Source organism: Micromonospora sp. DT227 (genome assembly GCF_049841835.1).
GTDB lineage: Bacteria > Actinomycetota > Actinomycetes > Mycobacteriales > Micromonosporaceae > Micromonospora.
This window is the reverse complement of sequence record NZ_JBNCLA010000001.1, coordinates 390,280-416,252: the sequence shown is the minus strand read 5'-3', so window position 1 is coordinate 416,252 and position 25,973 is coordinate 390,280. Positions and strand designations below refer to the sequence as shown.

The window sequence follows — 25,973 nt, the reverse complement described above, 5'->3', positions numbered from 1 at the left end:
GACGCCGGTCAGCGCTTGTGGACGGCGTGCCCGCCGAACTGCTGGCGCAGCGCGGAGACGGCCTTCAGGGCGGGTGATTCGTCCTGCCGGGAGGCGAACCGGGCGAACAGCGCGGCGGTGATCACGTTGAGCGGCACGGCGAGCCGGACCGCCTCGTCGACCGTCCACCGGCCCTCGCCGGTGTCCTCGGTGTAGTCGCTCAGCTCGGCCAGCTCCGGGTCCTCGTCGAGGGCCCGGTCGAGCAGGTCGAGCAGCCAGGACTGGACGACGGTGCCCTTGCGCCACGACTTGACCACGCCGGGGACGTTCGTCACCAGTTCGGACGCCGAGAGCAGCTCGAAGCCCTCCGCGTAGGCGTGCATCAGGCCGTACTCGATGCCGTTGTGCACCATCTTGGCGTAGTGGCCGGCGCCGACCGGGCCGGCGTGCACGAAGCCGAACTCGCCCTCGGGCCGGAGCGCGTCGAAGATCGGCATGAGCCGTTCGACGTGCTCCTGCGCGCCGCCGACCATCAGGCCGTAGCCGTTCTGCCGGCCCCAGACGCCGCCGGAGACGCCGACGTCGACGTAGCCGATGCCGTGCTCGTTGAGCCGCTCGGCGCGCGGGGCGTCGTCGCTGAACCGCGAGTTGCCGCCGTCGATGATGATGTCGCCCTCGCCGAGCACGCCGGCGAGCTCGTCGATGGTGGCGTCGGTGACACCGGCCGGGACCATGACCCAGATGGCGCGCGGTGCGTCGAGCTTCTCGGCCAGCTCCGCGAGGCTCGCGGCGTCGCTGAGCTCCGGGTTGCGGTCGTAGCCGACCACCTCGTGCCCGGCGGCGCGCAGCCGTTCGCGCATGTTGCCGCCCATCCGGCCGAGTCCTACCAGGCCGAGCTGCATGTGCTGCTACCTCCGTACGTCAGGGTGGTGCTGCCGGCGATCAGCGGGAGACGCGGATCGGCATGATGAGGTACCGGTACCCCGGAATGACCTCGCCATCCTCGCCGGCCGGAGAAAGGACCGCGGGCTTGAAGGCGTCGACGAACCGCAGCAGGACGTGCTGGGCACCCAGGTTGGACAGGCCGTCGATCAGGTACTGCGGGTTGAAGCCGATGGTGAGCGGGTCACCGCTGAAGGTGGCCTCCATGGCCTCGCTGGCCCGGGCCTCCTCGGTGCCGCCGGCCTCCACGACCAGGCCGTCGGCGCTGAAGCTGAGCAGCACCGGGGTGGTGCGCTCGGCGACCAGCGCCACCCGCTTGACCACCTCGATGAGGGTGGCGACCGCGACCCGGGCCTCGGCGTTGTGGGCGGCCGGGAACAGCGAGCGCACCGGCGGGTAGTTGGCGCCGTCGAGCAGGCGGCTGGTGGTCCGGCGGGTGCCGCCGGAGAAGCCGATCATGCCCTCGCCGGCGCCGCCGGCGGAGAGCGCCATGGTGACGTGCCCGCCGAGCGGGCCGAGCGCCTTCGCGGTGTCGTTGAGCGTGCGGGCCGGCACCAGCGCGTTGAGGCTGATCTCCGGGTCGTCCGGGTGCCACTCCATCTCGCGCAGCGCGAGACGGTAGCGGTCGGTGGCGAGCATGGCCATGGTGCCGCCGGACAGCTCGATCCGGACGCCGGTCATCATCGGCAGCGTCTCGTCGCGGCCGGCGGCCACGGCCACCTGGGCCACGGCGGCGGCGAAGGCGGCGGCGTCGACGGTGCCGGCGCTCTCCGGCATCTCCGGCAGGGTCGGGTAGTCCTCCACCGGCATGGTGGGCAGCGTGAACCGGGCGCTGCCGCAGACCAGCTCCAGGTGGGAGCCGACGGCGGCGATGTCCACCGGCTTGGCCGGCAGCGCCTTGGTGATCTCGGCGAGCAGTCGACCGGAGACCAGTGCCGCGCCGTCCGCGTCACCCTGCACCTCGACGGTCACCTGGCTGGAGACCTCGTAGTCGAAGCCGGAGACCTGGAGGTTGCCGTCGGTCACCCGGAGCATCACCCCGGCCAGCACCGGCACGGAGGGTCGGTTGGGCAGGCTCTTGGCGGTCCACGCGACCGCCTCGGCGAGCGCGTCGCGCTCCACTCGGAACTTCATCAATGCCTCCGCGTCGACGTCAGCGACAACTCTCTCATGCCGACCGCTGCCACCCGTCCCGCCCGACCGTGCGGGTACCCATCGCACCTTAGGGCGCGTGGGCATCGGCTGTGCGCCCGACCCCGTGGATCCAGGTGCCCGGCCGACTGCCGACGGCAGTGCTGCGGCCCGATCCACAGGAAGTCCAACGGTGATGATTGGTTTTTGTTGTTTAGAAGAGATAACTCATCGTCTTCATCGCACCTGTGCAAACTGTGGAGAACCTGCGTTTGCGCAGGTCAATCACGTTTTCCACAGGTGGGTTCCCGGTGGATAACCCGGGGTACAACTCGGGTCCCGGTCCACAGGCCCCGTCGGCCGCCGGGTTTTCCACCGCTGTCCACCGGTTGTCCACCGGTAATCCACCGGTTTTCTCCCCAGCGCTGTGGACAACGCCGACGGCCCGAACCCCCGTCGTCCCCAGAACCTTCAACAGGATCCCCACAGGCGAGCCGTCGTCGGTGGACAACGTGACCGTTGTCCCCAGGCGTCCACAGGCTCGTCCCCAGGAGTTGTCCACAGTCTGTGGGTAACCGGCCGGGTGCACAGGGTGGTTATCCACCGCCTGTGACACAGGGTATGTGGACAACCGGTACGAGCTGTGGACAAGCACGACGCCGATTCTGGGCCCTCCACCGGGTCGAGGGTCAACCGGCGGCGTCCTCGGGTGGCCCGGCGGCGTCCACGCGGCGCCCGACGGGCACGAAGAAGCCCGGCCGGGAACGTCGTCCGGCCGGGCTGTCGTGTCGGGTACGAGACGAGCGTCTCAGGTGTTCTGCTTGATCCGGTTCGTCAGCTCGGCGATCTGGTTGTAGAGCGAGCGCCGCTCCGCCATCTGCTGCCGGATCTTGCGGTCGGCGTGCATCACCGTGGTGTGGTCGCGTCCGCCGAACGCCTGGCCGATCCGGGGCAGCGACAGGTCGGTCAGCTCCCGGCAGAGGTACATGGCCACCTGGCGGGCGTTGACCAGCACCCGGGACCGGGAGTGACCACGCAGGTCCTCCAGGCTGACCCCGAAGTACTCAGAGGTGGAGGCCATGATCTGGTCGGCGTTGATCTCCGGGCCGGCGCCGTCCGGCATGAAGTCGCGCAGCACCTCCTCGGCCAGCGACAGCTCGACCGAGGAGCGGGTGAGGCTGGCGAACGCGGTGACCCGGATCAACGCGCCCTCGAGTTCCCGGATCGAGTTCGACACCCGGGACGCGATGAACTCCAGCACGTCCGGCGGGGCGTACATCCGCTCCTGCGCCGCCTTCTTCTGCAGGATCGCGATTCGGGTCTCCAGGTCGGGCGGCTGGATGTCGGCCAGCAGCCCCCACTCGAACCGGGTCCGCATCCGGTCCTCCAGCGTGGCGAGCTGGCGCGGCGACCGGTCGGAGGTGATGACGATCTGCTTGTTGGCATTGTGCAGCGTGTTGAACGTGTGGAAGAACTCCTCCTGCGTCCGCTCCCGGTTCTCCAGGAACTGGATGTCGTCGATCAGAAGGATGTCCACGTCCCGGTAGCGACGCTGGAACGCGCTGGTCTTGTCGTCCCGCAACGAGTTGATGAAGTCGTTGGTGAACTCCTCGGTCGAGACGTACCGGACCGAGCGGGCGTTGCCCAACGTGGTGGCGTAGTGCCCGATGGCGTGCAGCAGGTGGGTCTTGCCCAGCCCCGAGTGGCCGTAGATGAACAGCGGGTTGTACGCCTTGGCCGGCGACTCGGCCACCGCCACGCTCGCCGCGTGCGCGAAGCGGTTGGACGAGCCGATGACGAACGTCTCGAACATGTACTTCGGGTTGAGCCGGTTGCCGCCGCTCTCCACGCCGGGCAGCCGGCGGTCGGCCTGCCCGCCCGGCCGGTGGTGATCGGGGGCACCGCGGCCGGGGCCGTTGTCGGTGGCACCACGGCCCGGACCGTTGTCGGTGACACCGTCACGGGGCAGTCCGCGCAGCGGCGGGGAGTCGACCGGACCCGGGGCCTCCCGGTAGCGGGGCTCGTACCCACCCCGGTCCGGAGCGGTCGGCTCCAGGTCGGGGCGGTCGTCGAAGGACCGGCGGTCGGGGGCGGCGCGCAGCGGCTCGGCGAACGCGGCGCCGAAGAGCGTGTCCTGCCCGTCCCGGCCGGCCGGAATCAGGTGCGGCCGGCCGCCGTCCGTGCTCCGCTGCCGTGGCGCGGGCTCCTCCATCGGATGCTCCGGCCGGGTGTCCGCCGCGTACTGGGGCTCCGGGCGGGGCGCGGGGTACGCGGACTCGGGCGGCGGGCCCGCCCGGTCGAATCCGGGGAGCAGGCCGACCGTGCCGTCCCGGTCGGGAAGCGGTTCCGGGCCGCTGCGGTACACCGTGCCGGCCGGCCGCCCGCTCGGGTCGTCGGGGACCCGTACGGTGACGGCCACCTGGATCGGTCGGCCGAGCCGGCGGCTCAACGCCTCGGTGATGGCCGGGCGGAGCCGGGACTCGATCACGTCGCGGGTGAACGCGTCCGGCACGGAGAGCAGCGCGGTGTCCTCGACGATCGCGCGGAGCCGGGTGAGCCGGAGGTACGCCCGCTGCTGGGCGGAGATGATCTCGTCGGCGAGTTCCTCGGTGGCCGCCGCCCACACCGCGGCAAGGTCTGTCGCTCCGGTCACCGTCGTGCCACCCCCTCGCCTGATCCTCACGCCCGCCCGGACGGCTGACCGGTCGTCATCCACAAGTTATCCACAGCCTGTGTACCGACCGATTGTGGCCGCCCACCGGACGCGGGTCGGACCTGCCCCCTGATTGGCGGAGGCGCTGAAGCGGGTTCACCGTGCCGAACGATTCAACAGCTTGTCCGGTCTTGCCGGTCGGCGACAAACCCGGGCACCCGACGCCGACCGCAATCGCGCACGCTAACAGCGCGGACCCCGCGCCATCAACCGCCGACACCCTGGAGGCGGTGACGATCGCACTGGAAACGACCCCGTCGGCCGCCGTCGCGGCGCAGGTCGGGGCCGGGCGGGAAGGGTTTGACGGTCATTGCGGTGCTGCGTAGGCTGGAGCGGACGCTCTCTCGCCCTCTGCTAGGGTGATGGATGCTCGTTGCCTGCGGCCACCTCCCCAGCACCACCGGAGGCCGGCTCGCCGGGCAGCGTCGATCAGCGGTCACCGTCCAGGTGATCGGGACCCGCACAGGACCCCGGGCGATCCGCCGCGCGGGGCGTACGACAACGGAGAGCCTGACGTGAGCAAGCGCACCTACCAGCCGAACAACCGCCGGCGCGCGAAGACCCACGGCTTCCGGCTGCGCATGCGCACCCGTGCCGGCCGCGCCATCCTTTCGACCCGTCGCGCCAAGGGCCGCACCCGCCTGGCGGCCTGAGGCCGGCCGGTCCGGGGACGTGGGCAGTCGTGCTGGCCGCCGCACAGCGACTGCGGCGCAGTAGCGACTTCGCCGCAGCGGTTCGTGGTGGCCGACGCGTCGGCCGTGGCGCCGTCGTGGTCCACCTGACGCTCCCCGAGCCGACCGAGTCCACCGCGACACCTTCGCCGGAGCCGGCGCGGAGCAGCGGTGCGGAGATCTCCGCACCCCGCCGCGCCGGCTTCGTCGTGTCCAAGGCCGTCGGCGGTGCGGTGGTGCGCAACAAGGTCCGCCGCCGGCTGCGGCACCTGGTCCGGGAACGCCTGGCCGAGCTGCCCGCCGGCACCACCCTGGTGGTACGCGCCCTGCCCCCGGCCGCCGACGCGGCGTACGCCCGACTCGGGGCCGACCTGGACGCCGCGCTCGCCGCCGCACGGGCTCCCCGGGGACGGCGGTCGCGATGAACGGCGGCCCCACGCCCCCCTCGCCGACAACCGGTGCCCGCATGCTGCTGGTACCCATCATCGCGTACCGTCGGTGGATAAGTCCGGCACTGCCGGCCCGCTGCCGGTTCTACCCGTCGTGCAGTGCCTACGCCGTGGAGGCGGTGTCCCGGCACGGCGCGTTGCGGGGAGCCTGGCTGACGGTCCGGCGGCTGTCGCGCTGCCACCCCTTTCACCCAGGTGGACACGACCCGGTGCCGGAGCCGGGCGGTCGCCGCCGTGCCGACGTGACTGGAGCCTGAGAATTGAGTCTCGACTGGATCTACTACGCGATCTCGTGGATCCTGCTGACCTGGCACTCGGCCTGGGACGCCATCGGGGTGCCGGTCGGCGCGGTCATCGGCACGAACTGGGCCTGGATCCTCGCCATCATCTTCCTGGTGGTGACGGTCCGGGTGATCCTGTTCCCGGTCTTCGTCAAGCAGATCAAGTCGCAACGGGCCATGCAGGCGCTCCAGCCGAAGGTGAAGGAGCTCCAGGAGAAGCACAAGGGTGACCGGGAGACGCTCCAGAAGGAGATGATGGAGCTCTACCGGAAGGAAAAGGCCAACCCCCTGATGGGCTGCCTTCCGATGTTCCTCCAGATCCCGGTCTTCCTGGGCCTGTTCCACACGCTCAAGCGGCTCAACCCGACGAACCCCGGCAAGACGCTCTACGGCTGGACGGCCGACCAGTTCAACAGCGCCTCCAGCGCGAAGCTCTTCACCGCCCCGATCTCCGGCCGGTTCGGCTCCACCGCCGCCGACCTGGCGCCGCTGGGCGCGAACACCGGCACCGTGAAGCTGATCGCCGGCATCCTGGTGCTCATCATGATCGCCACGACCTACCTCACCAGCCGGCAGATGATCCTCAAGACCGGCTGGGCGGAGGACCCGCAGCAGCGCATGGTGCAGCGGCTGATGCTCTACGGCATCCCGGTTTCGCTGCTGGTCTCGGGCTCGATCTTCCCGATCGGCGTGATCATCTACTGGGTCACCAACAACCTCTTCACGCTCGGCCAGCAGCAGTGGGTGCTGCGGAAGTTCCCGCCGCTGGTGCCGCCGAAGAAGGCCACCGCCACCGCCGGCAAGACCGCCGCCCAGCCGGCCAAGACCAGTGGCCTGTTCGGTCGCAAGGCCGCCCCGCCGGTGGCCAAGGCCCCGGCCGCCGCGCCGAAGGTGGCCGGTCCGAAGCCGGGCGCCAAGCCGACCAACCCGAAGAAGGGCGGCAGTCGCCCCGCCAAGCGGCAGGGCTGAGCCGCACAGGGCCGCCGCCGCGACCGGTGGCGGCCCCTCCGGACCCGAGCAGCACCCGAGGAGTCGGCGCCGGGCCGGAACCGCCGCGCGACGCGCGGTCACGGGCGACACTGGCCCGTACGGACGTGCCCGAGGGGCATCCGGCGAACCTCCCGCCGGCCCCCGGGAGACAAGCGGACCTCGACGGTCCGGCCGAGCGAGTACGGAGATGAGACCGTGACCGACACCAGCATCCCCAGCGCCGACCAGTCCGTGGACGAGGAGACCCCCGCGGCTGCCGCCACCGAGACCGACGAGGGCGCGGTCGTAACCCGGGAGAAGAAGGCCCCGGCCGACAGCGACCTGTTCCGGCAGAGCGAGATCGCCGCCGACTACGTCGAGGGCCTGCTGGACATCCTCGACTACGACGGCGACATCGACGAGTTGGTCTCTGGTGGCCGGCCGGTCGTCGAGGTGGTCGGCGGCCGACTGCAGAGCCTGGTCGGCCAGCGGGGCGCCACCCTGGAGGCGCTCCAGGAGCTGGCCCGCCTGGCGGTGTTCCGGCAGACCGGCACGCCGAGCCGTCTGCTGCTGGACGTCGGTGGCTACCGGGCCGCCCGGCGCAAGGAACTGGCCGCGGTCGCCAAGAACGCGGTCGAGAAGGTCAAGGAGCACGGCGAGCCGGTGCGCCTGGAGCCGATGTCGGCGTTCGAGCGCAAGTGCGTGCACGACGTGGTCAACGCGATGAGCGGCGTGGAGAGCGAGTCCGAAGGCGTGGAGCCGAACCGCCGCATCGTCGTCCGTCCGGTTGCGGACTGAGGTCAGTGGCCTCCGACGACACGACGGCGGACGCCGTGGCCGGCCCGGGTGGTACGCCACCCGGGCCGCCGGCTGTGCGGCCCGAAACGACCCCCGACCCGTTCCGCTCCGACGAGGACCGGCCGACTGATCCGGCGTACGCGCCCGGGGCTGCGGTCGATCCCGAGTTCTCCGGCGACACCACGACGGTGGACGGCGTCGAGCCTCCCGCCGACACCGAGGTGACCCCGGCCTTCTCCGGCGACGTGCCGGCAGCGGCCGAGCCCGTCGACACCGACGCTCCGGCCGGGACGGTCGACCCGTTCTTCGCCGAACCGGACGTGGTGGCGGTGCCGGCCTTCGCGGATTCGGCAGCCGTTCCCGAGCCGTCCACGGCGGACGGGCCCGTCGCGGGTGCCGCACCCGACCCGGCCGGCGCCACGTTGCCGCCGGAGCTGGCGGAGGCCGCGCGCGCACTCTTCGGCGACCGGCTCGACCTCGCCGCCGCGTACGCCGAACTCCTGGCCACCGAGGGTGTGCTCCGGGGCCTGATCGGCCCCCGCGAGACGCCCCGGCTCTGGGACCGGCATCTGCTCAACTGCGCCGTGGTGGCGGAGCGGATCCCGGCGGACGCCCGCGTGATCGACGTCGGTTCCGGTGCCGGGCTCCCCGGCCTGGTGTTGGCGATCGCCCGTCCGGATCTCACCGTGACCCTTGTCGAACCGCTTGCCCGGCGGGTCGCCTTCCTGGTGGAAGCGGTGCAGCGCCTCGGCCTGACCCGGTCCGTCCGGGTGTTCCGGGGGCGGGCCGACGAGGCGGCGGCCGGTTCCCGGGACCGCGATCCGCTCTCCGCCGACATCGTCACCGCACGGGCCGTGGCCCCGCTGGACCGGCTCGCCGGTTGGTGTCTCCCGCTGACCGTGCCGGGCGGCCGGTTGCTGGCGCTCAAGGGCGCCTCCGCCGCCGAGGAGATCGCCGAGCACGCCGATGCGGTGACCCGTCTCGGCGGCGGGGAGCCCACGCTGCACCGGTGCGGGACCGGATTGATCGAACCGGCGGCAACTGTGGTCGAGGTGGTCCGGGAACGGGTGGTCAACCCGAAGAAGCCGAAGGGGCCCAAGCGCTCGCGTGGCGGTCGCCGACGTGGCGACCGTAACCGGGATCGCTGAGTGGAGCAGGCTTTCCGGATGCCCCACCGGGTCGTTGGACCGGTGGGGCGTGACCGGATCGATCACAACCCGACATGGACCCGCCACGCCCGTCGGCCGTAGGCTGACCGCGCGTCGATAGTGTGGAGCGGCGGTGCCGGGCGGCACCCGACCCGACCGTTTCCGCCGGCCGGTGACGCCGCGCACAGCGGAGGCCCGATCGACGGTGCGAACCGACCATCCGGAGCGGGTAGGGATGACAGGTGCATGACGACGGCAGGTACGACGAGCCACGGCTGACCGGCGCCGGCGGGCGAGCCCCGGACGGTTCCGTTTCACGTGAAACCAGCTACCAGGAGTGGGCGGTGAACGATTCCCGTGACGCCTCACCGCCTTCTCCGGTCGACCCGGCCCACCGGCCGGAGGCGTCGGTGGCGGGTGCTCTCCGGCCGGTCTCGTCCGCACCGGCCAACGTCCCCCCGGCCCGCGAACCGCACGACCCGAGCGACGGCCCGGTGAACGCCCCGTCCCCGCGGCCGGCATCGGTGCGGGCGAACGCCGCGATCCCCGCCCGTTACGAACCGCAACCGCCGGTCTCCGCCGTACCGCACCAGCCCGTCCCGGACCCGGTGTCGGCCGACACGCCACCGGTCGCCGGATACGGGGGCGAGGCCGCGGCCGACACGTACGTTTCACGTGAAACCCCGACGCGCGAAGAGGATGACCCACCGTTGGCTATGGAGGCGATGCGCGCCGTGCAGATCCTGAATCCCAGTGGCGAGGTCAACATGCCCCGCCCGGACCGGACCCGGGTGATGTGCGTCGCCAACCAGAAGGGTGGCGTGGGCAAGACCACCACCACCGTGAACCTGGCGGTGGCGCTCGCGCTGCACGGCAACCGCGTGCTCGTGGTCGACCTCGACCCTCAGGGCAACGCGTCCACCGGGCTGAACGTGCCACACCACACCGGTGTGCCGGACGTCTACGACTGCCTGATCGACAGCGTGCCGCTGGAGGAGGTGGCCCAGGCGGTCGAGGGCATCCCCAACCTGTGGTGTGTGCCGGCGACCATCGACCTGGCCGGTGCCGAGATCGAGCTGGTCTCGGTGGTCGCCCGGGAGTCCCGCCTGTCGCGCGCCATCGAGGCGTACCCGGGCCACTTCGACTACGTCTTCATCGACTGCCCGCCCTCGCTCGGCCTGCTGACCGTCAACGCGTTGGTGGCCGCGCAGGAGGTGCTGATCCCCATCCAGTGCGAGTACTACGCGCTGGAAGGGCTCAACCAGCTGATCAACAACATCAACCTGGTACGCCAGCACCTCAACCCGAAGCTCGACGTCTCCACCATCCTGTTGACCATGTACGACCGGCGTACCCGGCTGGCCGACGCGGTGGAGCAGGACGTCCGGAACCACTTCGGGGACAAGGTGCTCCAGGCCGTCATCCCCCGCAACGTGCGTGTCTCCGAGGCACCGAGCTATGGCCAGTCGGTCATGACCTACGATCCCGGTTCGCGGGGTGCCACGAGCTACTTCGAGGCCGCCCAGGAGATCGCCGAACGAGGGGTCAAGGAGCCGGTGAGCCGGAATGCGTAGTGCGGAGAAGTCGCTGGGAGGCGTCGCATGAAGAACCGTCCCCGCGGCGGTCTGGGCCGAGGGCTCGGCGCCCTCATCCCCACCGGGCCGGCGCCGGGCGTCGCCCCGCCGGAGGCCGATGAGGCATCCGTCCCGACGGTGGCCGCCACCCCGGCTTCTCCCGTCGCGGACCCGCCCCCTGCCGGGGCCGGCGCGGTCCTCGACCGTGGAACGCCGGCCGCCGAGCCGGAGTTCGAGCTGAGCCCGGTGCCGGGTGCCCGCTTCGCCGAGATCCCGGTCGACACCATCGTGCCGAACCCGAAGCAGCCGCGGCACGTCTTCGACGAGGAGGCGTTGGAGGAGCTGAAGACCTCGATCCAGGAGGTCGGCTTCCTCCAGCCGATCGTCGTGCGGCAGCTCGACGGCGAGAAGTACGAACTCGTCATGGGCGAGCGGCGCTGGCGTGCCGCCCAGGCGGTCGGGCGGGAGAGCATTCCCGCCATCGTCCGGGAGACCAAGGACGATGCGATGCTCCGGGACGCGCTGCTGGAGAACATCCACCGCGCCAACCTGAACCCGCTCGAAGAGGCGGCGGCCTACCAGCAGTTGCTGGAGGAGTTCGGTGCCACCCACGAGGAACTGGCACGCCGGATCGGCCGCAGCCGACCGCAGATCTCCAACACCATTCGCCTGATGAACCTCCCCGGCGCCGTGCAGCGGCGGGTCGCCGCCGGGGTGCTCTCCGCCGGCCATGCCCGGGCGCTGCTCAGCCTCGACGACGGTGAGGCCCAGGAGAAGCTCGCCACGCGGATCGTCGCCGAGGGCATATCAGTACGCGGCACCGAGGAGTTGGTGGCTCTGGCGCTGGCTGAGGGGCCGGCGAAGCCCCCTGCGGCCAAGCGCCGGACCAAGGCGCATGCTCCCGCGCTCTCCGATCTCGCCGACCGGCTCTCGGACCGCTTCGACACCCGCGTGAAGGTCGACATCGGCCGGAGCAAGGGCAAGATCACGATCGAGTTCGCGACCGTCGACGACCTGGAGCGGATCGTCGGCATCATCGGCGTGGGCCAGGAGGAGCAGCCCGAGGAGTGACTCACTGCTCGACCCGACCGGCCGCATTCCCGTTGAGGGGGTGCGGCCGGTGGCATTCCGGCACCCGTCCACCGCTGCGGTTCGCCCACGGTGCCGTGCCTCGCATCCCGTTGTCACTCGCCCGACGTGCTGTGCCTTGCTCCCGTTGTCGCTCGTCGGAGTTGACGCGCCCCGACCGTTTGGATCACCTGGTCGTGCCGCGCTGCCACCGTTGCCGTTCGCTGGTCGTACCGCGCTCGACGCGAGGACCGTCGGCCGCCGGCGCCCCCTGCCATGGGAGGTGCCGGGCCGGGGCGGCGCGGGGCCGTGAAGCGGTAGGGCTGGCGGTGCGGTTTCACGTGAAACAGCCTGGGCTTGCCAGGGCCCGCAAGAGCGGTTCCCCATGCGCCATGAGCGTCTCGACTCGGATAGGCGGGTGTTCGGCCTGCGGGGGCGGGAGCGGTGTCCTTGCGCTTGCTCGCCGCATGCGATTGAGCCGTGGCGACGGCGGCTTGTCTGTCGCCGGAGTTGCTCGGTCGTCTCCTATCCCCGACAGAGGCTCGCCGTGCCGCTGAGCCGAGCTGCCTCGACCCGGCTGATCATCGGCCTTGCCCGCCGTGCTGTCCCGTCACGGCATGCGCGGTGAGCCCGGACCCTCACCCGATCGATCACCGGGGCGGGCCTCGCGATGCTGCCCATGACGGCATGCACGGTGCGGCAGACGGGGTGCGCGGTACGCGTGCACGGCTTCGGGCACGGCGCGCGTCTAAAGGCAGCCATCCCGCAGTCCTCGCGGCGATCCCCACCACATCCCGGCCCGGTCACCGACTCAGCCCGGCCGAGTCACCGGCGCAGCAGACCCAGCGGACTCCGGTGTCGCGCGACGACGGAGGCGAGCGTCGCGCTCAAGCCGCACATCCTGCCCGCCGCACTCGTGCATGGGCCGGCATCGGCCAGCGGTTCGGGAATGAGGTCTCCACCCGGGGCAGGTGCGGTGCCGTTCCCACGGACCGCTGAGAGGGACCGAGCGGATCCGAGCGGGGCGGTGCGGCCGGGCCGGGACGCTTCAGGCGTGAGCCGACCGGTGGGACGAGTCCGTCGTCGGGAGGTCGGCGTCTGGGGCAGCGCGAGTTCGGGGCGCTGCCGCCACGAACGTGCTCGCCCGGTGCTGTGAGGACTGAGCTCGTCCGCCCGCACGAGGAAGCCCTTCCGCCGACGCTCAGGGATCCGTCCTGGGACAGGAGCGCCCGCTGGCGTACATCCGGCGATGGGCTGCGGGGGCGGCGCTGCCGGACGTCGTTGTCGCGTCCCGTTGGGCTACCTCCGGGATGCGGATCGGGCTGCGGGCGGGCGGGACCCACGAGCGCCGACAATCGGCGCGCCGGAGCGCTGCGAGCGGAACCCTGTGGGCTCCTCGTAGCCCGTTTCACGTGAAACGGAAGAGGGCCGCGCCCAATCGAGCGCGTGCTCCTCCAGGGCTGAACCGCGACGGGTGCCCCGCGCAGCCAGGAATCATGGAGCGCTCCGTTTCACGTGAAACGAGCCAACCCACACAGCGGGACTGAGCCCTCTTTGAGCCGCTGCGTCGGAGCCCTCCGCTCGTTGAACGGAAGGGTCGACGAGAGCCCCCACGACCGCAGAAGTTATCCACAGCCGTTGTCCACAGGCTCACTCCGTTTCACGTGAAACAACACCTGGAAACCCTTGCTGAGCTGTGGATGACGCACTGTGGTGGTGATCTCGGCGGCCTGTGGACAACATGGTGGACAACGCGCTGTGGATCGTCGAAGCGGGCTCGACTCCGGTGGGAACGGGGAGGGACAGGCGTCGCCAACTCCGTTAGGGTCAGCGTCGTGCAGGACACCCCTCCCTCAGTCCCGGACTTCACCCAGTGGCCCTCCTTCCCCTTCGAGGGCGATCTTCGCGTCAAGCAGCTCGACGATCCCGTGCCGGTCGAACCTCCCCGTCGGGGCGAGGAGGACCGGGAGTGCACCGCCTGCAACGCGCCCGACGAGGCGTACATCTGGGTTGGTGAGCGGTGGCGGGTCCGCACCATGGACCGGCCCACCGGCCTGCCGATGGTGCTGATCCTGGAGTCCCGCTCCCACCTGGACCTCGGTGACCTGCCGAACCTGCTCGCCGCCGAGCTGGGGGTGATGACCGTCCGGCTGGAGCGGGCCATCCGCTCGCTGGACGGGGTCGCCCGGGTGCACGTCAACCGCTGGGGCGACGGGTCGGCGCACCTGCACATGTGGTTCCTGGCCCGCCCGTACGGGCGGCTGCAACTACGGGGCACGTTCCTGTCGCTGTGGGACTCGATCCTGCCGCCGATCTCCGAGGAGCAGTGGCGGGAGAACCTCGCCATGGTGGCGGCGTGGCTCGCCGAGTTCGGTGGCCGACCGCTCGCCGAGCCGCCGCGCATCCGGTGGCAGGCGCCGTCGAGTCTCTCCTCGCCGACACCGGCGGACACCACCGAGGAACCCGACGAGGAGACGGCGTCGGTGATCGAAGCGGCGGACGAGATCCCGGAGGCCGAGCCGGTCGGGCCGGCCGACGACGCCGACGATGACACGCCTTCGGTGCGCACGCCCGACGGCGGCCCCCGCGACGGGGATGGCGAGCCCGCGACCGGCGACGCCGGGCCCACGGCGTTGGACGGCGGCGCGGAGCCGACGACAGGATCGGCCGGTCCGAACCGGGAGTGAAAGTGGTGGGGCCGGCCGGGTCAGCTCAGCGGCGGGCGGCGGCCCGGCCCACCAGCGAGCCCAGGACGCGACCGAAGTCGAGCCCGGCCGCCTGGATCGCCAGCGGCAGCAGCGACGTCTCCGTCATGCCCGGCGAGACGTTGACCTCCAGCACGTGCGGCCGGCCCTCCGCGTCGACGATCAGGTCGACGCGGGACACGTCCCGCAGGCCGAGCGCCGTGTGCGCGGCGAGCGCCACGTCGGTCACCTGCGCGGTCGTGGCGGTGTCGAGCCGGGCGGGCGCGTGCCAGGTGGTACGCCCCGCCGTGTAGCGGGCCGCATAGTCGTAGACGCCGTTGCGGGGCACGATCTCGACCGGGGGCAGGGCCTGCGGGCCGTCGCCCAGGTCGAGCACGGACACCGCCACGTCCATTCCGGGCACGTAGCGCTCCACCAGCGCCGTCTGGTCGTACGCAAAACAGCCGACCATCGCGGCCGGCAGCGACGCGGCGTCCCGGACCACGGCGGCGCCCAGACCGGAGCCGCCCTGCGCCGGCTTGACCATCAACGGCAGCCCGAGGCGGTCGACGATCCGGTCCAGGACGGCGACCGCACCCAGCTCGGAGAAGCGGTCGTGCGGCAGCGCCACCCAGTCCGGTGTGGGGATGCCGGCCTCGCGCAGGACGGCCTTGGCGGACGGCTTGTCCCAGGCCAGCCGGGAGGAGCGGGCGTCGCAGCCGACGTATGGCACGTCACACAGGTCGAGCACGCCGCGCAGCGAGCCGTCCTCGCCGGTGGCGCCGTGCAGGGCGATCACCACCGCGTCCGGCGGGTCGGCGGCCAGCGCGGGCAGCAGCGCGACGTCGGCGTCCCGCAGCTCCGCCTGTACGCCGACCGCGCGCAGCGCGTCCAGCACGCGACGGCCGGACCGCAGGGAGACGTCCCGCTCGTAGGAGAGACCGCCGGCGAGCACGAGCACGTGCAGCTCGTCGGCGGAGGATCCGGTCACGGGTGTCGGTGCGGCGGGGGTGACGGCCATGCCGGCATCATGCCAAGTCGGGGCCGGGCGCGTCGGAGCCGCCCTGGCGTCGGCGTGGCCCGGCGTTGCCGACCGCTCCGAAGACCTTCCGCATGGCGATCTCCTGCTCCATCACGCCGGCCAGCCGGCGCACACCCTCCCGGATCCGCTCCGGCGGCGGGAAGGAGTAGTTGAGCCGCATGTTGGACGTGCCCGTCCCGTCGGCGTAGAAGCCGGTGCCGGGCACGTACGCGACCCGGGCGGAGACAGCCCGCGGCATCATCGCCTTGGCGTCCAGCCCGTCCGGCAGGGTGGCCCACACGAAGAGGCCGCCGGTCGGGGTGGTCCAGGTGGTGCCGGCCGGCATCAGGTCGGTCAGCGCGCCGAGCAGCGCGTCCCGCCGCTCGCGGTAGACCTCCCGGTAGGTCTTGAGCTGCTCCCGCCACGGCATGGTGCCGAGGTACGTCGAGACGGCGGACTGCGCGAAGGCGCTGGGGCAGAGGATCTGCGCCTCGCTGGCGATGACCAGCTTGTCGCGCACCGCGTGCGGGGCGAGGATCCAGCCCACCCGCAGGCCGGGGGCGAACGTCTTGGAGAACGTGCTCAGGTAGAAGACCCCGTCGCGCCGCCGGGCCCGCAGCGGCGCCGGCGCCTCCCCCTCGAAACCGAGCTGACCGTACGGGTCGTCCTCCACGACCAGCAGGCCGGCGCGCTCGCAGATGTCGAGCACCCGTTCGCGCCGCTCCTCGCTCAACGTCACGCCGGCCGGGTTCTGGTACGTCGGGATGGTGTAGAGGAACTTCACCCGCCGGCCGGCCCGGGCCATATCGGCGATGGCCACCTCCAGCGCCTCCGGGATCAGGCCCTGGTCGTCCATCGGCACGTGCGTCACCTGCGCCTGGGCGGCCTGGAACACCCCGAGCGCGCCGACGTAGGTCGGGCCCTCGGCGAGCACCACGTCACCCGGGTCCAGGAAGAGGCGGGCCACCAGGTCGAGCGCCTGCTGCCCGCCGACGGTCACCACCACGTCCTCCGGGGAGGCCCCGCAGGAGGCGTCGATCCCGGAGAGGGCCATCACCTCGCAGATCCGCTCGCGCAGCTCCAGGGTGCCCTGGCCGATGCCGTACTGGAGGGTGGTGGCGCCGTGCTCGGCGCCGAGCCGGCCGAGCATCTCGCCCACCGCGTCGAGCGGCAGCGCGGCGATGTAGGGCGCTCCGCCGGCGAGCGAGACGACCTCCGGCCGGCTGGCGACCGCGAAGAGCGCCCGGATCTCGGAGGCGGTCATCCCCCGGACGCGGCGGGCGTACCGGTCGGTGTAGTCGTCGAGCGTCGTGCCGGTCATGACATCACCTCGGTCGGGTGTCGGCGGGGCTGCCGCCCGGTGTGGTACCCGCGATGCCGGCATCCAATGGCGGCGCGCGGCCGATTGGTCGATCGTAGTCCCTGGTGACCGGCGCGGAACCCGCCGTGTGGACACGTCCACATCCCGGACTGCCGGGTCCGTCGCCCGGGTGGGCGTTCGCGCGTCCCCTCCCGCGTCGGCGGGCGGAAGCGTACGATCGCTCGTCGGGAGCAGGAGGGCGGCGGGACACCGCGGTGACCGACGCTCCGAGACTGTTGGTGGGGTGCGCTCATGTCACGACGTCTGGTCAGCCTGACGCTTGACACCCTGGAGGACCTTCCCCGATCCTGCCGGCGGTGCGTCTACTGGGAGCTGGATCCGGTCTCCGCGGAGCAGGCCTGCGCGGCCGGCGACCCGGGCCTGGAGAAGGAGGCATGGGTCTCCCAGACGCTGCTGGAGTGGGGCTCCTGCGGCAAGTTGGTCTACGTCGACGGCATGCCGGCCGGTTTCGTCATGTACGCCCCGCCGGCGTACGTCCCGCGTTCGATGGCGTTTCCGACGTCGCCGGTCTCGGCGGACGCGGCGCTGCTGATGACCGCGCACGTGGTGCCCGCGTTCGCCGACGGCGGTCTGGGCCGGATGCTGGTGCAGGGCGTGGCGCGGGACCTCACCAAGCGCGGCATCAAGGCCATCGAGGCGTTCGGCGACGCCAAGTTCGGTGACGAGCCGGACGGCCCCACCCGGGCGTGTGTCGCGCCGGCCGACTTCTTCCTCTCGGTGGGCTTCAAGACGGTCCGTCCGCACCCCCGCTACCCACGCCTGCGGCTGGAGCTGCGCACGGCGCTGAGCTGGAAGTCCGACGTCGAGTACGCGTTGGAGAAGCTGCTCGGCTCGATGAGCCCGGAGACGCTGCTGCGGCCGGTACGGCCGGCGCCGGCCACCCGCTCGACGAGCTGACCGGCTCAGTCGACCACGGTGCCGGCGGCCACGATCGCCCGTAGCTCGCTGACGTCGATCGAGCCGGTCGGCACGTCCCGTTCGATCGGCAGGTACATCCGCTGCACCCCGGCCACGATCGCCTCGACCACCCGGTCGCGGAAGCGCGGGTCGATCAGCCGACCCCGGTCGGTGGGGGAGGTCAGGTAGCCCACCTCGACGCGGACCGCCGGCATCCGGGTGAGCCGGAGCAGGTCCCACGCCTTGGCGTGGGTGCGGCAGTCGCGCAGCCCGGTGCGGGCCACGATCTCCCGCTGCACCAGCCCGGCCAGGCGCTCCCCGGTGGCCGAGGTGACGCCGTTGTCGGTGCCGTAGTGGTAGGTGGCGACGCCGTCGGCCGCCGGGTTGGCGTGCCCGTCGGTGTGCAGCGAGATGAACACGTCCGCGCCGAGCGAGTTGGCGAGCTGGGCCCGGTCCGCGTCCGGCAGGCAGGTCGGGGACGACGGGCCCCGGGTGAGCTGCACCCGTACGCCGGCCGCCGCGAGCCGCCCCTCCAGCCGGCTGGCGAGATCGTGCACGAGGTCCGCCTCGGTCCAGCGCAGCGAGCCGTCGGGCACCACCACGCCGCTGTCGGTGCCCCCGTGGCCCGGATCGATCACCACGGTCCGGCCGACGAGCGTCGGCCCGGCCTGCCGGATGGCGTCGGACTCGCGTAGCCACTGCGGGCGCCCGCCGACCACCTTGCGGCCGAGCCGGCGCAGCGCGTTGACGGTGTGCGGGCCGCACGACCCGTCCGGCTTCAGCCCCATCTCGCGTTGGAACTGGGCCACCGCGCGGGAGGTGCGGATGCCGTAGATGGCATCGGCGCGGCCCACGTCGTACCCCATCTCCAGCAGGCGTTCCTGGAGCGAACGGACGTCCTCGCCGGTCAGTGGCTCGGGGACCGAGTGGTAGAGCGCACGGGCGCCGAACCGCCACCGGGCCGCGTCCAGCGCCCGCCAGGTCTCCGCGCCCACCCGCCCGTCGACGCTGAGGCCGCGGGACTGCTGGAAGGCGCGGACCGCGCGTTCCGTCGCGGCGTCGTAGTCGTCGGCGCGGCCGTCGGTGGGCAGCAGTTCCAGGCCGGCGAGCACGGTTCGGATCTCGGCCACCGCGGGGCCCCGGTCACCGGGTCGGATCGGACGCACGACGACCCCCTCTGCACGGGCGCTGGCGGAGGCGGTAGCTCCGACGGACGCTTACGGAGCGTACCGTGGCCGGTTACCTGGCGGGTTCGGGTTCGCGCAGGTCAGGAACGCCGGAGCCCCCGACACCCGGGTGGGGTGACGGGGGCTCCGGCGGTGTCGGGTCGGTCAGAGCGCCGACTCGATGAGCTTGAGCAGCTCGCCCTTCGGCTTGGCGCCGGCGATCGACTGCACCGGCTCGCCGTTCTTGAAGATGGTCAGCGTCGGCACGGACATCACCCGGTAGGCGCGCGCCGTCTCGGGGTTCTCGTCGATGTTGAGCTTGACGATGGTGACCTGGTCACTCATCTCGCCCGCGATCTCCTCCAGGAGCGGCGAGACCTTGCGGCACGGACTGCACCACTCCGCCCAGAAGTCGACCAGGACCGGCTTGTCGGACTTCAGCACGTCGCTCGCGAAGCTCGCGTCCGTGACCGCCTTGGTTGCTCCCACGATGAACCCCTTCTCCCTTTGGTGAAATTCTCAGCCGTGCAGGGTGGCGATGAACCGCTCGGCGTCCAGCGCGGCCGCACATCCGGTGCCGGCCGCCGTGATGGCCTGCCGGTAGGTGTGGTCGACCACGTCGCCGGCGGCGAACACGCCCGGCACGTTGGTGCGGGTGCTCGGCGCCTGCACCTTCACGTAACCCTCGTCGTCCAGCTCCACCTGGTCGCGGAACAGCTCGCTGCGCGGGTCGTGGCCGATCGCCACGAACACGCCGGTGACGTCGAGCATCTTGGTCTGGCCGGTGTGCACGTCGCGCACCCGTACGCCGGTGACCTTGCCGTCCTCGCCGATGATCTCCTCGACCGTGGTGTTCCACTCCACCTTGATCTTCTCGTTGCCCAGCGCCCGCTCCGCCATGATCTTGCTGGCCCGGAACGAGTCGCGGCGGTGGATGATCGTCACCGACTCGGCGAAACGGGTGAGGAAGCTCGCCTCCTCCATGGCCGAGTCGCCGCCGCCGACCACCACGATGTGCTGGTTACGGAAGAAGAAGCCGTCACAGGTGGCGCAGGACGACACGCCGTGGCCGAGGTATTCCTGCTCGCCCGGCACGCCCAGCGGACGCCACGCCGAACCGGTGGAGAGGATGACGGCGCGGGCCCGGTAGGCGGTCTCGCCCACCCAGACCGTGCTCACCGCGTCCGAACCGATCTCGCCGGTGTCCTTCAGCTCGACCCGGGTCACGTCGTCGGTGAGGAACTCCGCGCCGAACCGCTCGGCCTGCTTGCGCATGTTGTCCATCAGCTCGGGGCCGAGGATGCCGTCCGCGAAACCGGGGAAGTTCTCCACCTCGGTGGTGGTCATCAGCGCGCCACCGGACTGCACGCCCTCGATCACCAGCGGCTTGAGGTTGGCGCGCGCGGCGTAGACCGCCGCGGTGTAGCCGGCCGGGCCGGAGCCGATGATGATCAGGTTGCGGACCTCGTCCACTGCCGTCTCCCGATGTGTGTGTTCGTCACCGGTACGCACCGATGTCGATCCGAGTGCCGACCGCGCAGAGGCGCCGGCGCCTGACTTCCAGAACGTCATCGTACGAAGCGGGGATTCCCGAGCCGGTCATCCGGTGGGTCACGTCACGTGGCGGGACAGGACCCCTGACCGCGGTTTCACCCTACTCGCGTGCGGAACCGGGTGTCCGCTCCGGACCCGGGTACGCCGCATTCCGGCCCGCTCACCCAGCCCCAGCGGGCGCCGCCGGCGTCCGAGAACGTCACCACCAGCGCCGGACTGCCCTGGAACCGGGCGTAGTCGACCAGTTCGACGGTGAGCGGTGCCGCGCCGTGCTCGGCGCCGATCGCGGTCAGGCAGGCGGCCAGCGCCTCCGGGCGGGCGAGCCGGTCCAACCCGCCCACGGCGCCGAGGCGGTTCTTGTCGGCGGCCAGGGGTGTCTCCCGGCCGCTGCCCGCCGCGCCCGACGGCCCGGCCATGTCCGGTCGGACCGACGCCGCCTTGGCGTCCCGGCCGAGGCGTTCCGGGGTCCAGTCCGTGCCGCTGCGTACGGCCGGCCCGGTCGTGCGGTACGGCGCGCCCGCCGCCGGCGCCGCCTCCCCGGCCGGTCGACCGGCGGTGCTGCTGTCCCCACCCGTGTCCGCCAGCCGGCCGACGCCGAGACTGACCGCGGCGACCGAGGCGGCGGCCAGCGCCACCGGCCCGGCGACCCGGGCCCAGCGCCGGGAACGTCGCCCCGGCCCGGTGTGCCGGTCGGGACGGGCGACCGTGCCGGGTGGGCGGGTCGTCCGGCCGGGCTGCGCCGGCACGGTGACCGGCGTCGCATCCCGACCGGCGTGCTCGGGCACGTGGTCGGCGGCCGGGGCGGGACCGGCGCCGGCGAGCGCGGCCGTGATCCGGTCGGAGACCGCCACCGGCAGCTCCGGCGCGGGCGACGACGCCCAGTCGGCCAGGTCGGCGTGCACCAGGTCGAGCGCGCCGGCCAGGGCCGCGTACGCCGCGCGCCAGGCCGGGTCCTGCTCGACCAGCCGGGCCACGGTGGCCTGCTCGGGGGTGCCGTCCAGCGCCCCGCCGAGGTAGTCGGCGAGGAGGTCGTGGTCGACCTCGCTGAACTCCCGCGAACTCACGGCTCCTCCTGGCTGGCGTCCGGCCGGGGAAGTCCCGACGAGGATCCGACGCCCTCGGGTCGCCGGCGGTTCCCTGCGGTGACCCGCGGCACGTGCACGGCGTCGTCGGCGCCGGTGCGCAGGTGCCCCAGCAGCACGGCGAGCCGCGCCCGACCCCGGGCGCACCGGCTCTTCACCGTCCCCTCGGCGACGTCGAGGATCCGGGCCACCTCGGCCACCGGGTAGCCCTGCACGTCCACCAGCACCAGCGCGGCCCGCTGCTCCGCCGGCAGGGCCGCGAGCGCCTGCCGGACCACCAGCGCGGTGTCGTGGTCGGGGGCGGGCGCGGCCGGTTCGACGCCGCCGGTGTGGTGTCCCGGCTTCCCGTCGGTGTGCACCCCGTCGGGCAGTGGGACGGTGGCGTGGGTCTGGCGTCGCCGCATCCGGTCCAGGCACGCGTTCACCACGATCCGGTGCAGCCAGGTGGTGACCGCCGAGTCGCCCCGGAAACGGGCCGCGGCGCGGTGCGCCGACAGCATCGCGTCCTGGAGCGCGTCGGCCGCCTCCTCGCGGTCCCCGATGGTCCGCAGCGCCACCGCCCAGAGGCGGTCGCGGTGCCGGTGGAACAGCTCGGTGAAGGCGTCCCGGTCACCCGCGACGTGGGCCCGGAGCAGCTCCAGGTCGGAGCCGGCCGGCGGGCCGTCACCGGTCGCCGACCAGCGGCTCACGAGCCCTGGACCGTGATCTCCTGGACCCCGATCTTCCAGCCGCTGCCGTCGTCCTTCTTCGGCAGCTCGGTGATCCAGAAGAGGAGGTACTGGTACTTCTGGGCGGGGTCGAACCCGTTGAACGTCATCTTGGTGCCGTCGTGGTCCTCGAACGGCTGCCCGATCACGGTGGGGTACGCCGCGACGAGGTCCTTGTCGCCCTTGGAGGTGGAGGGGAACTCACCGTTGGTGCCGGCGCGCAGCTCGGCCGATGCGCCGGTGGACGAGAGCGTGGCCTGGAGCGACTTGACCGTGTGCGGGGCACCCAGGTCGATCCAGACGCCCATGCCCTTCTTCAGGCCGCCGAACTTGCCGTTGTTCCGGTAGGTCTGGGTCTCCCAGCCCTCGTCGTCGCTGCCGTCGATGACCTTCTCGGCGTTCCGCACCTCGGCGCGGTCCCCGCTCTCCGGGTCGATGATCCGGACGTCGGAGACGGTGAGCTTGCGGACCGGCGCGGCCGCCTCGGTGCTGCCGCCCGTGGCGGGGGCGCTGTTGGTGGGCTGGGCCACCGGCTCCTTGGCGTCGTCGTCACCGCCCCCGAGCACGCTGATCCCGACGAGCAGACCGACAAGCGCCACCACCAGCAGGCCGGCGATGCCCAGGGCGACCTTGCGCCCGCCGGCCGCGGCCAGCGGGGACGACGGCTCCTCGCCGGGGTCGGCGGTGAAGCGCAGCGGGCCGGCCTGCTCCAGGAACTGCTCGTCGGCCGGGATGTCGAGCCGGCTCAGCTCGGCGGACAGCACGTCCGACGAGGGCGGGGCGATCTCCGGGTCGAGCAGGTCCATGGTGAGGTCGTCGAGGTACGCCGGGACCCCGGCGCGGACCTGCCGGGGCGCGGCGATGCTGCCGCTGGCGTCCCGGACGGCGTCCGGCAGGGCGGCCCGGCCGTGCCCGGCGGTGGCGCCGTGCAGCGGGGCCTCACCGTGCGGCCAGTGCCCGGTCAGCGCGAAGTAGAGCACCCCGCCGACGGCCCGCAGGTCGTTCTCCTGGCTGTCCGCCCCGTCGGTGCGCGCGTCGGCCAGCACCACCCGGCCGTCGTCGCTGATCATTACGGTGCCGGGGTGGAGGTTGCCGTGCACCATGCCGGTGGCGTGCACCGCGGCCAGGGCGCTGGCGACGGCGTTGCCGATCGCGGTCGCGCGGGCCGGGTCCAGCGGCCCGTCGGCGGCGACCATCTCCCGGAGCGACTGGCCGTCCACCCACTCGCGGACCACGTAGGCCCGGTCGTCCTCGTCGATGGCGTCGTAGACGCCGACCAGGTTGGGGTGGATGACCCGACTGGCCGCGACCGCGGCCTGGAGCATCTCGGTGGCGGAGTCGCCGCCGGGGTAGCGGAGGACCACCGCGACGGGCCGGCGCAGCACCACGTCGACCCCGCGCCAGACCAGCCGGCCGGCACTGTCGTTGTTGATGTGCTCGACCAGTTCGTAGCGCTCGGCGAGGAGCTCACCGACCGTGGGAGCACCGAGGGTCACGACCGCGGGAGAACTTTCCTCCGCTTCCTGACCCTCGCCGACCTGGGTCACCCGTCCTCCCTCGGTGATCGTGTCGATCGATGGACCCGTGCTGCTGGGCATGTGGCTTCCCGCTCTGGCTTCGGTGGAACCGGCACGGTCGGCGTCGACGCCCACGTCGACGCCGGACGTACCCGTCGAGAGCGACCTTACCCGGGATGCCCGGTTCTCCGACATGTCATCTTCCCGCTGCGGCGGGCGGGAAGCCAGTCGCAGCGAACACGCACCGCCAATCTAGAGGTTGACGGCAAGTGATCGGCGCAGGGGCGTACCGGTGTGGCGCGCCGGTGCTTTCCCCGTCCCGGCCTGGGCACCCTCGTCCTAACGGTTGGTTGTCCACAGGCCGAGAGGCCCACTGGACGGCGGAATCCCGAGTTATCCACAGCCGTATCCCCAGCCTGGTGATCCTCGTTCACCGTCGGTCACGGGTGGGCGTTCAGCGCCCGAGCCGCCGTCGCACCATGCCGACCACCTCGGTGATCTCCCCGATCCGCAGCAGCATGGCCAGCCCGAGGTACGTGCCGCCGATCGCCGCGCCGCCGACCACCAGTTGCACCGCGGCGGCGAACCAGCTCAGCTTCGCCGGGTCGCCCGGGAGCACCGCGAGCACGAGCAGCCCGACCAGCGCGGCGCCGAGCGCGGCCACCACGACCCGGCCGAGCGTGCGCATGATCCGGCCCAACCCGATCCGGCCCACCCGGGGGCGCAGCAGCATCGCCGAGATGATGGCCGCGGCCAGGTACGACACCGCGTTGCCGAGCATCATCCCGGCCGCCGCGAACGTGTTCGAGAAGATCAGGAAGAGGCCGACCTGGAGCAGCACCCGCAGGATCACCACCGGAATGTTGATCAGCGCCGGGGTGCGCGTGTCGGGCAGCGCGTAGAACGCGAACGTGAAGAGCTGGCTGACCGCGAACGGCACCAGGCCGAGCGCCGCGACCAGCAGCACGGTCGAGGTGGCCACCGCGTTGTCGCCGGTGAACGCGCCGTACCGGAACACCACCACGGAGATCGGCGCGGCCAGCACCGCGTAGCAGACCGCTATCGGGGCCAGCACCGCGGTGACCATCCGGGTGCCCCGGGACAGGTCGGCGGTGACGTCGCCGAACCGGCTCTCGGCGGCGGCGGCGCTCATCCGGGGCATCAGCGCGGTGATGATCGAGACCGCGATGATGCCGTGCGCCATCATCAGCAGCAGGAAGACGTTGTTGTAGATCAGCAGACCGGCGTTGTTGCCGCCGGCGGCGCGGGTGAGCAGGTTGACCACCACGAAGAGACCGAGCTGGTTGACCCCGACGTAGCAGAACATCCAGCCACCGAGCCGGGCCAGCTCGGCCAGGCCGAGCGCCCGGAAGTCGAACCGCCACCGCCACCGGAAGCCGACCTTGCGCAGCGCCGGCAGCAGGCCGGCGGTCTGGACCGCGACACCGAGCAGCGTGCCGCCGCCGATCAGCAGGATCCGTTCCCAGCTCATCTCGCCGGGCTGGACGATGTTGGCGCCGAAGACCGCGATGTAGAGCGCGCAGACGCCGATGACCACCAGGTTGTTGAGGATGGGCGCCCACATCGGCGCGGCGAAGTGCCCGCGGGTGTTCAGCACCGCGGCGATCAGCGCGCTGACGCCGGTGAAGAACAGCATCGGCAGCATCAGGTACGACAGGCTGGTGACCAGGCCGCGGTAGTCGGCGTCCTTGCCGCCGGCGTAGATGGCGGTCAGCACCGGCGCCGCGATGAGGGCGAGCAGCACGGTGGCGGCCAGCGCCAGCACCGCGAGCGTGAGCAGCCGCTGGGAGTACGCCTCGCCCCGGTCCGGGTCGGACTTGCGCCGCCGGACCAGCACCGGGATCAGCACGCTGGTGAGCACGCCGCCGAGCAGGAACTCGTACACCTGGTTCGGCAGGAAGATCGCGGTGGTGAACGCGTCACCGACCAGCGCGCCGCCCAGCGCCGCGCCGATCATCAGGTTGCGGATGAAGCCGGTGCCGCGGCTGACCAGGCTGCCGATCGCCATCACCGCGCTGTTCGCCGCGGCGCTGGTCTCGGCGACCACCTCCTGCGGCGGCGCCACCGACTCGACGCCCGGCTGGTTCAGCGGCTCCGCCGAGATGAAGGTCGCGCCGTCGTCCGGCGGCAGGCCGCCGCCGTGCGCGTTCGCGCTGCGGTAGAGCCCGCCGCCGCTCATCTTCCAGCCTCCCAGGGGGATGTCGGAACCGGGCCCCGACG

General features: G+C 72.1%; 22 protein-coding genes. 10 read left to right on the top strand and 12 right to left on the bottom strand.

Annotated features, from left to right (window positions below):
* Positions 1 to 8: 8 nt before the first annotated feature.
* The 3 genes from gnd to dnaA all read right to left on the bottom strand — a co-directional run bounded on the left by gnd (position 9) and on the right by dnaA (position 4,705).
* On the bottom strand, positions 9 to 881 hold the full coding sequence (gene gnd, locus ACLQ2W_RS02080) for a phosphogluconate dehydrogenase (NAD(+)-dependent, decarboxylating) (RefSeq protein ID WP_405091790.1): 873 nt from the start codon (positions 879 to 881) through the stop codon (positions 9 to 11).
* Between the two features lie 40 nt (positions 882 to 921).
* A complete protein-coding gene (gene dnaN / locus ACLQ2W_RS02075; RefSeq protein ID WP_396772397.1) occupies positions 922 to 2,055 on the bottom strand; it encodes a DNA polymerase III subunit beta in 1,134 nt (377 codons plus the stop codon).
* Positions 2,056 to 2,860: 805 nt separating this feature from the next.
* Positions 2,861 to 4,705: a chromosomal replication initiator protein DnaA gene (dnaA, locus tag ACLQ2W_RS02070; RefSeq protein ID WP_425785015.1), complete on the bottom strand. Its 1,845-nt coding sequence runs from the start codon at positions 4,703 to 4,705 to the stop codon at positions 2,861 to 2,863.
* A gap of 575 nt (positions 4,706 to 5,280) precedes the next feature.
* On the opposite strand from dnaA, the gene rpmH reads away from it, so the two are divergent.
* The 9 genes from rpmH (at position 5,281) to ACLQ2W_RS02025 (ending at position 14,410) form a co-directional block, all read left to right on the top strand.
* Entirely contained in the window at positions 5,281 to 5,418 is a 138-nt protein-coding gene (gene rpmH, locus ACLQ2W_RS02065) for a 50S ribosomal protein L34 (RefSeq protein WP_091061882.1), read from the top strand.
* Positions 5,419 to 5,447: 29 nt separating this feature from the next.
* Positions 5,448 to 5,861, top strand: a complete 414-nt coding sequence (rnpA, locus tag ACLQ2W_RS02060) for a ribonuclease P protein component (RefSeq protein ID WP_425785014.1) — start codon at positions 5,448 to 5,450, stop codon at positions 5,859 to 5,861.
* Between the two features lie 41 nt (positions 5,862 to 5,902).
* The gene (gene yidD / locus ACLQ2W_RS02055) at positions 5,903 to 6,142 is read left to right on the top strand and encodes a membrane protein insertion efficiency factor YidD (RefSeq protein WP_233220212.1); all 240 of its coding nucleotides are present in this window, start codon (positions 5,903 to 5,905) and stop codon (positions 6,140 to 6,142) included.
* 3 nt (positions 6,143 to 6,145) lie between these two features.
* Positions 6,146 to 7,135 (top strand): membrane protein insertase YidC, encoded by a 990-nt coding sequence (yidC, locus tag ACLQ2W_RS02050; RefSeq protein ID WP_357298789.1) that lies wholly within the window; start codon positions 6,146 to 6,148, stop codon positions 7,133 to 7,135.
* Between the two features lie 216 nt (positions 7,136 to 7,351).
* The gene (locus tag ACLQ2W_RS02045) at positions 7,352 to 7,933 is read left to right on the top strand and encodes a protein jag (protein ID WP_425785013.1); all 582 of its coding nucleotides are present in this window, start codon (positions 7,352 to 7,354) and stop codon (positions 7,931 to 7,933) included.
* A gap of 422 nt (positions 7,934 to 8,355) precedes the next feature.
* Positions 8,356 to 9,081 carry a 16S rRNA (guanine(527)-N(7))-methyltransferase RsmG gene (gene rsmG, locus ACLQ2W_RS02040; protein WP_425785989.1) on the top strand — a complete coding sequence of 242 codons (726 nt, stop codon included), beginning with the start codon at positions 8,356 to 8,358 and terminating at the stop codon, positions 9,079 to 9,081.
* Positions 9,082 to 9,323: 242 nt separating this feature from the next.
* On the top strand, positions 9,324 to 10,655 hold the full coding sequence (locus ACLQ2W_RS02035) for an AAA family ATPase (RefSeq protein ID WP_425785012.1): 1,332 nt from the start codon (positions 9,324 to 9,326) through the stop codon (positions 10,653 to 10,655).
* A gap of 27 nt (positions 10,656 to 10,682) precedes the next feature.
* Positions 10,683 to 11,726, top strand: coding sequence for a ParB/RepB/Spo0J family partition protein (locus ACLQ2W_RS02030; protein WP_425785011.1), 1,044 nt, complete (start codon positions 10,683 to 10,685; stop codon positions 11,724 to 11,726).
* Between the two features lie 1,832 nt (positions 11,727 to 13,558).
* Positions 13,559 to 14,410 carry a hypothetical protein gene (locus ACLQ2W_RS02025; RefSeq protein WP_425785010.1) on the top strand — a complete coding sequence of 284 codons (852 nt, stop codon included), beginning with the start codon at positions 13,559 to 13,561 and terminating at the stop codon, positions 14,408 to 14,410.
* Between the two features lie 25 nt (positions 14,411 to 14,435).
* Here the strand turns inward: ACLQ2W_RS02025 and ACLQ2W_RS02020 are convergent, their stop codons facing one another.
* Both ACLQ2W_RS02020 and ACLQ2W_RS02015 read right to left on the bottom strand, forming a co-directional pair.
* Positions 14,436 to 15,428 carry a D-alanine--D-alanine ligase family protein gene (locus ACLQ2W_RS02020; protein WP_425785009.1) on the bottom strand — a complete coding sequence of 331 codons (993 nt, stop codon included), beginning with the start codon at positions 15,426 to 15,428 and terminating at the stop codon, positions 14,436 to 14,438.
* Between the two features lie 7 nt (positions 15,429 to 15,435).
* Positions 15,436 to 16,749: a PLP-dependent aminotransferase family protein gene (locus ACLQ2W_RS02015; RefSeq protein WP_425785008.1), complete on the bottom strand. Its 1,314-nt coding sequence runs from the start codon at positions 16,747 to 16,749 to the stop codon at positions 15,436 to 15,438.
* Between the two features lie 291 nt (positions 16,750 to 17,040).
* Between ACLQ2W_RS02015 and ACLQ2W_RS02010 the strand changes: the two genes are divergently transcribed.
* Positions 17,041 to 17,706: a GNAT family N-acetyltransferase gene (locus ACLQ2W_RS02010; protein ID WP_405091780.1), complete on the top strand. Its 666-nt coding sequence runs from the start codon at positions 17,041 to 17,043 to the stop codon at positions 17,704 to 17,706.
* Positions 17,707 to 17,711: 5 nt separating this feature from the next.
* On the opposite strand, the gene ACLQ2W_RS02005 is transcribed toward ACLQ2W_RS02010, so the two are convergent.
* From ACLQ2W_RS02005 to murJ, 7 genes are all read right to left on the bottom strand, one after another.
* Entirely contained in the window at positions 17,712 to 18,872 is a 1,161-nt protein-coding gene (locus ACLQ2W_RS02005; RefSeq protein WP_425785007.1) for an N-acetylmuramoyl-L-alanine amidase, read from the bottom strand.
* 165 nt (positions 18,873 to 19,037) lie between these two features.
* Entirely contained in the window at positions 19,038 to 19,361 is a 324-nt protein-coding gene (trxA, locus tag ACLQ2W_RS02000; protein ID WP_281933936.1) for a thioredoxin, read from the bottom strand.
* Positions 19,362 to 19,391: 30 nt separating this feature from the next.
* On the bottom strand, positions 19,392 to 20,345 hold the full coding sequence (gene trxB, locus ACLQ2W_RS01995; RefSeq protein WP_425785006.1) for a thioredoxin-disulfide reductase: 954 nt from the start codon (positions 20,343 to 20,345) through the stop codon (positions 19,392 to 19,394).
* 176 nt (positions 20,346 to 20,521) lie between these two features.
* Positions 20,522 to 21,490 carry a hypothetical protein gene (locus ACLQ2W_RS01990; RefSeq protein ID WP_425785005.1) on the bottom strand — a complete coding sequence of 323 codons (969 nt, stop codon included), beginning with the start codon at positions 21,488 to 21,490 and terminating at the stop codon, positions 20,522 to 20,524.
* Positions 21,487 to 22,197 (bottom strand): RNA polymerase sigma factor SigM, encoded by a 711-nt coding sequence (gene sigM / locus ACLQ2W_RS01985; protein ID WP_425785004.1) that lies wholly within the window; start codon positions 22,195 to 22,197, stop codon positions 21,487 to 21,489. Before sigM ends, ACLQ2W_RS01990 begins: the two co-directional genes overlap by 4 nt.
* Positions 22,194 to 23,813: a protein kinase family protein gene (locus tag ACLQ2W_RS01980; RefSeq protein WP_425785003.1), complete on the bottom strand. Its 1,620-nt coding sequence runs from the start codon at positions 23,811 to 23,813 to the stop codon at positions 22,194 to 22,196. Before ACLQ2W_RS01980 ends, sigM begins: the two co-directional genes overlap by 4 nt.
* Positions 23,814 to 24,186: 373 nt before the next feature.
* Entirely contained in the window at positions 24,187 to 25,932 is a 1,746-nt protein-coding gene (gene murJ / locus ACLQ2W_RS01975) for a murein biosynthesis integral membrane protein MurJ (protein ID WP_425785002.1), read from the bottom strand.
* Positions 25,933 to 25,973 lie beyond the last annotated feature (41 nt).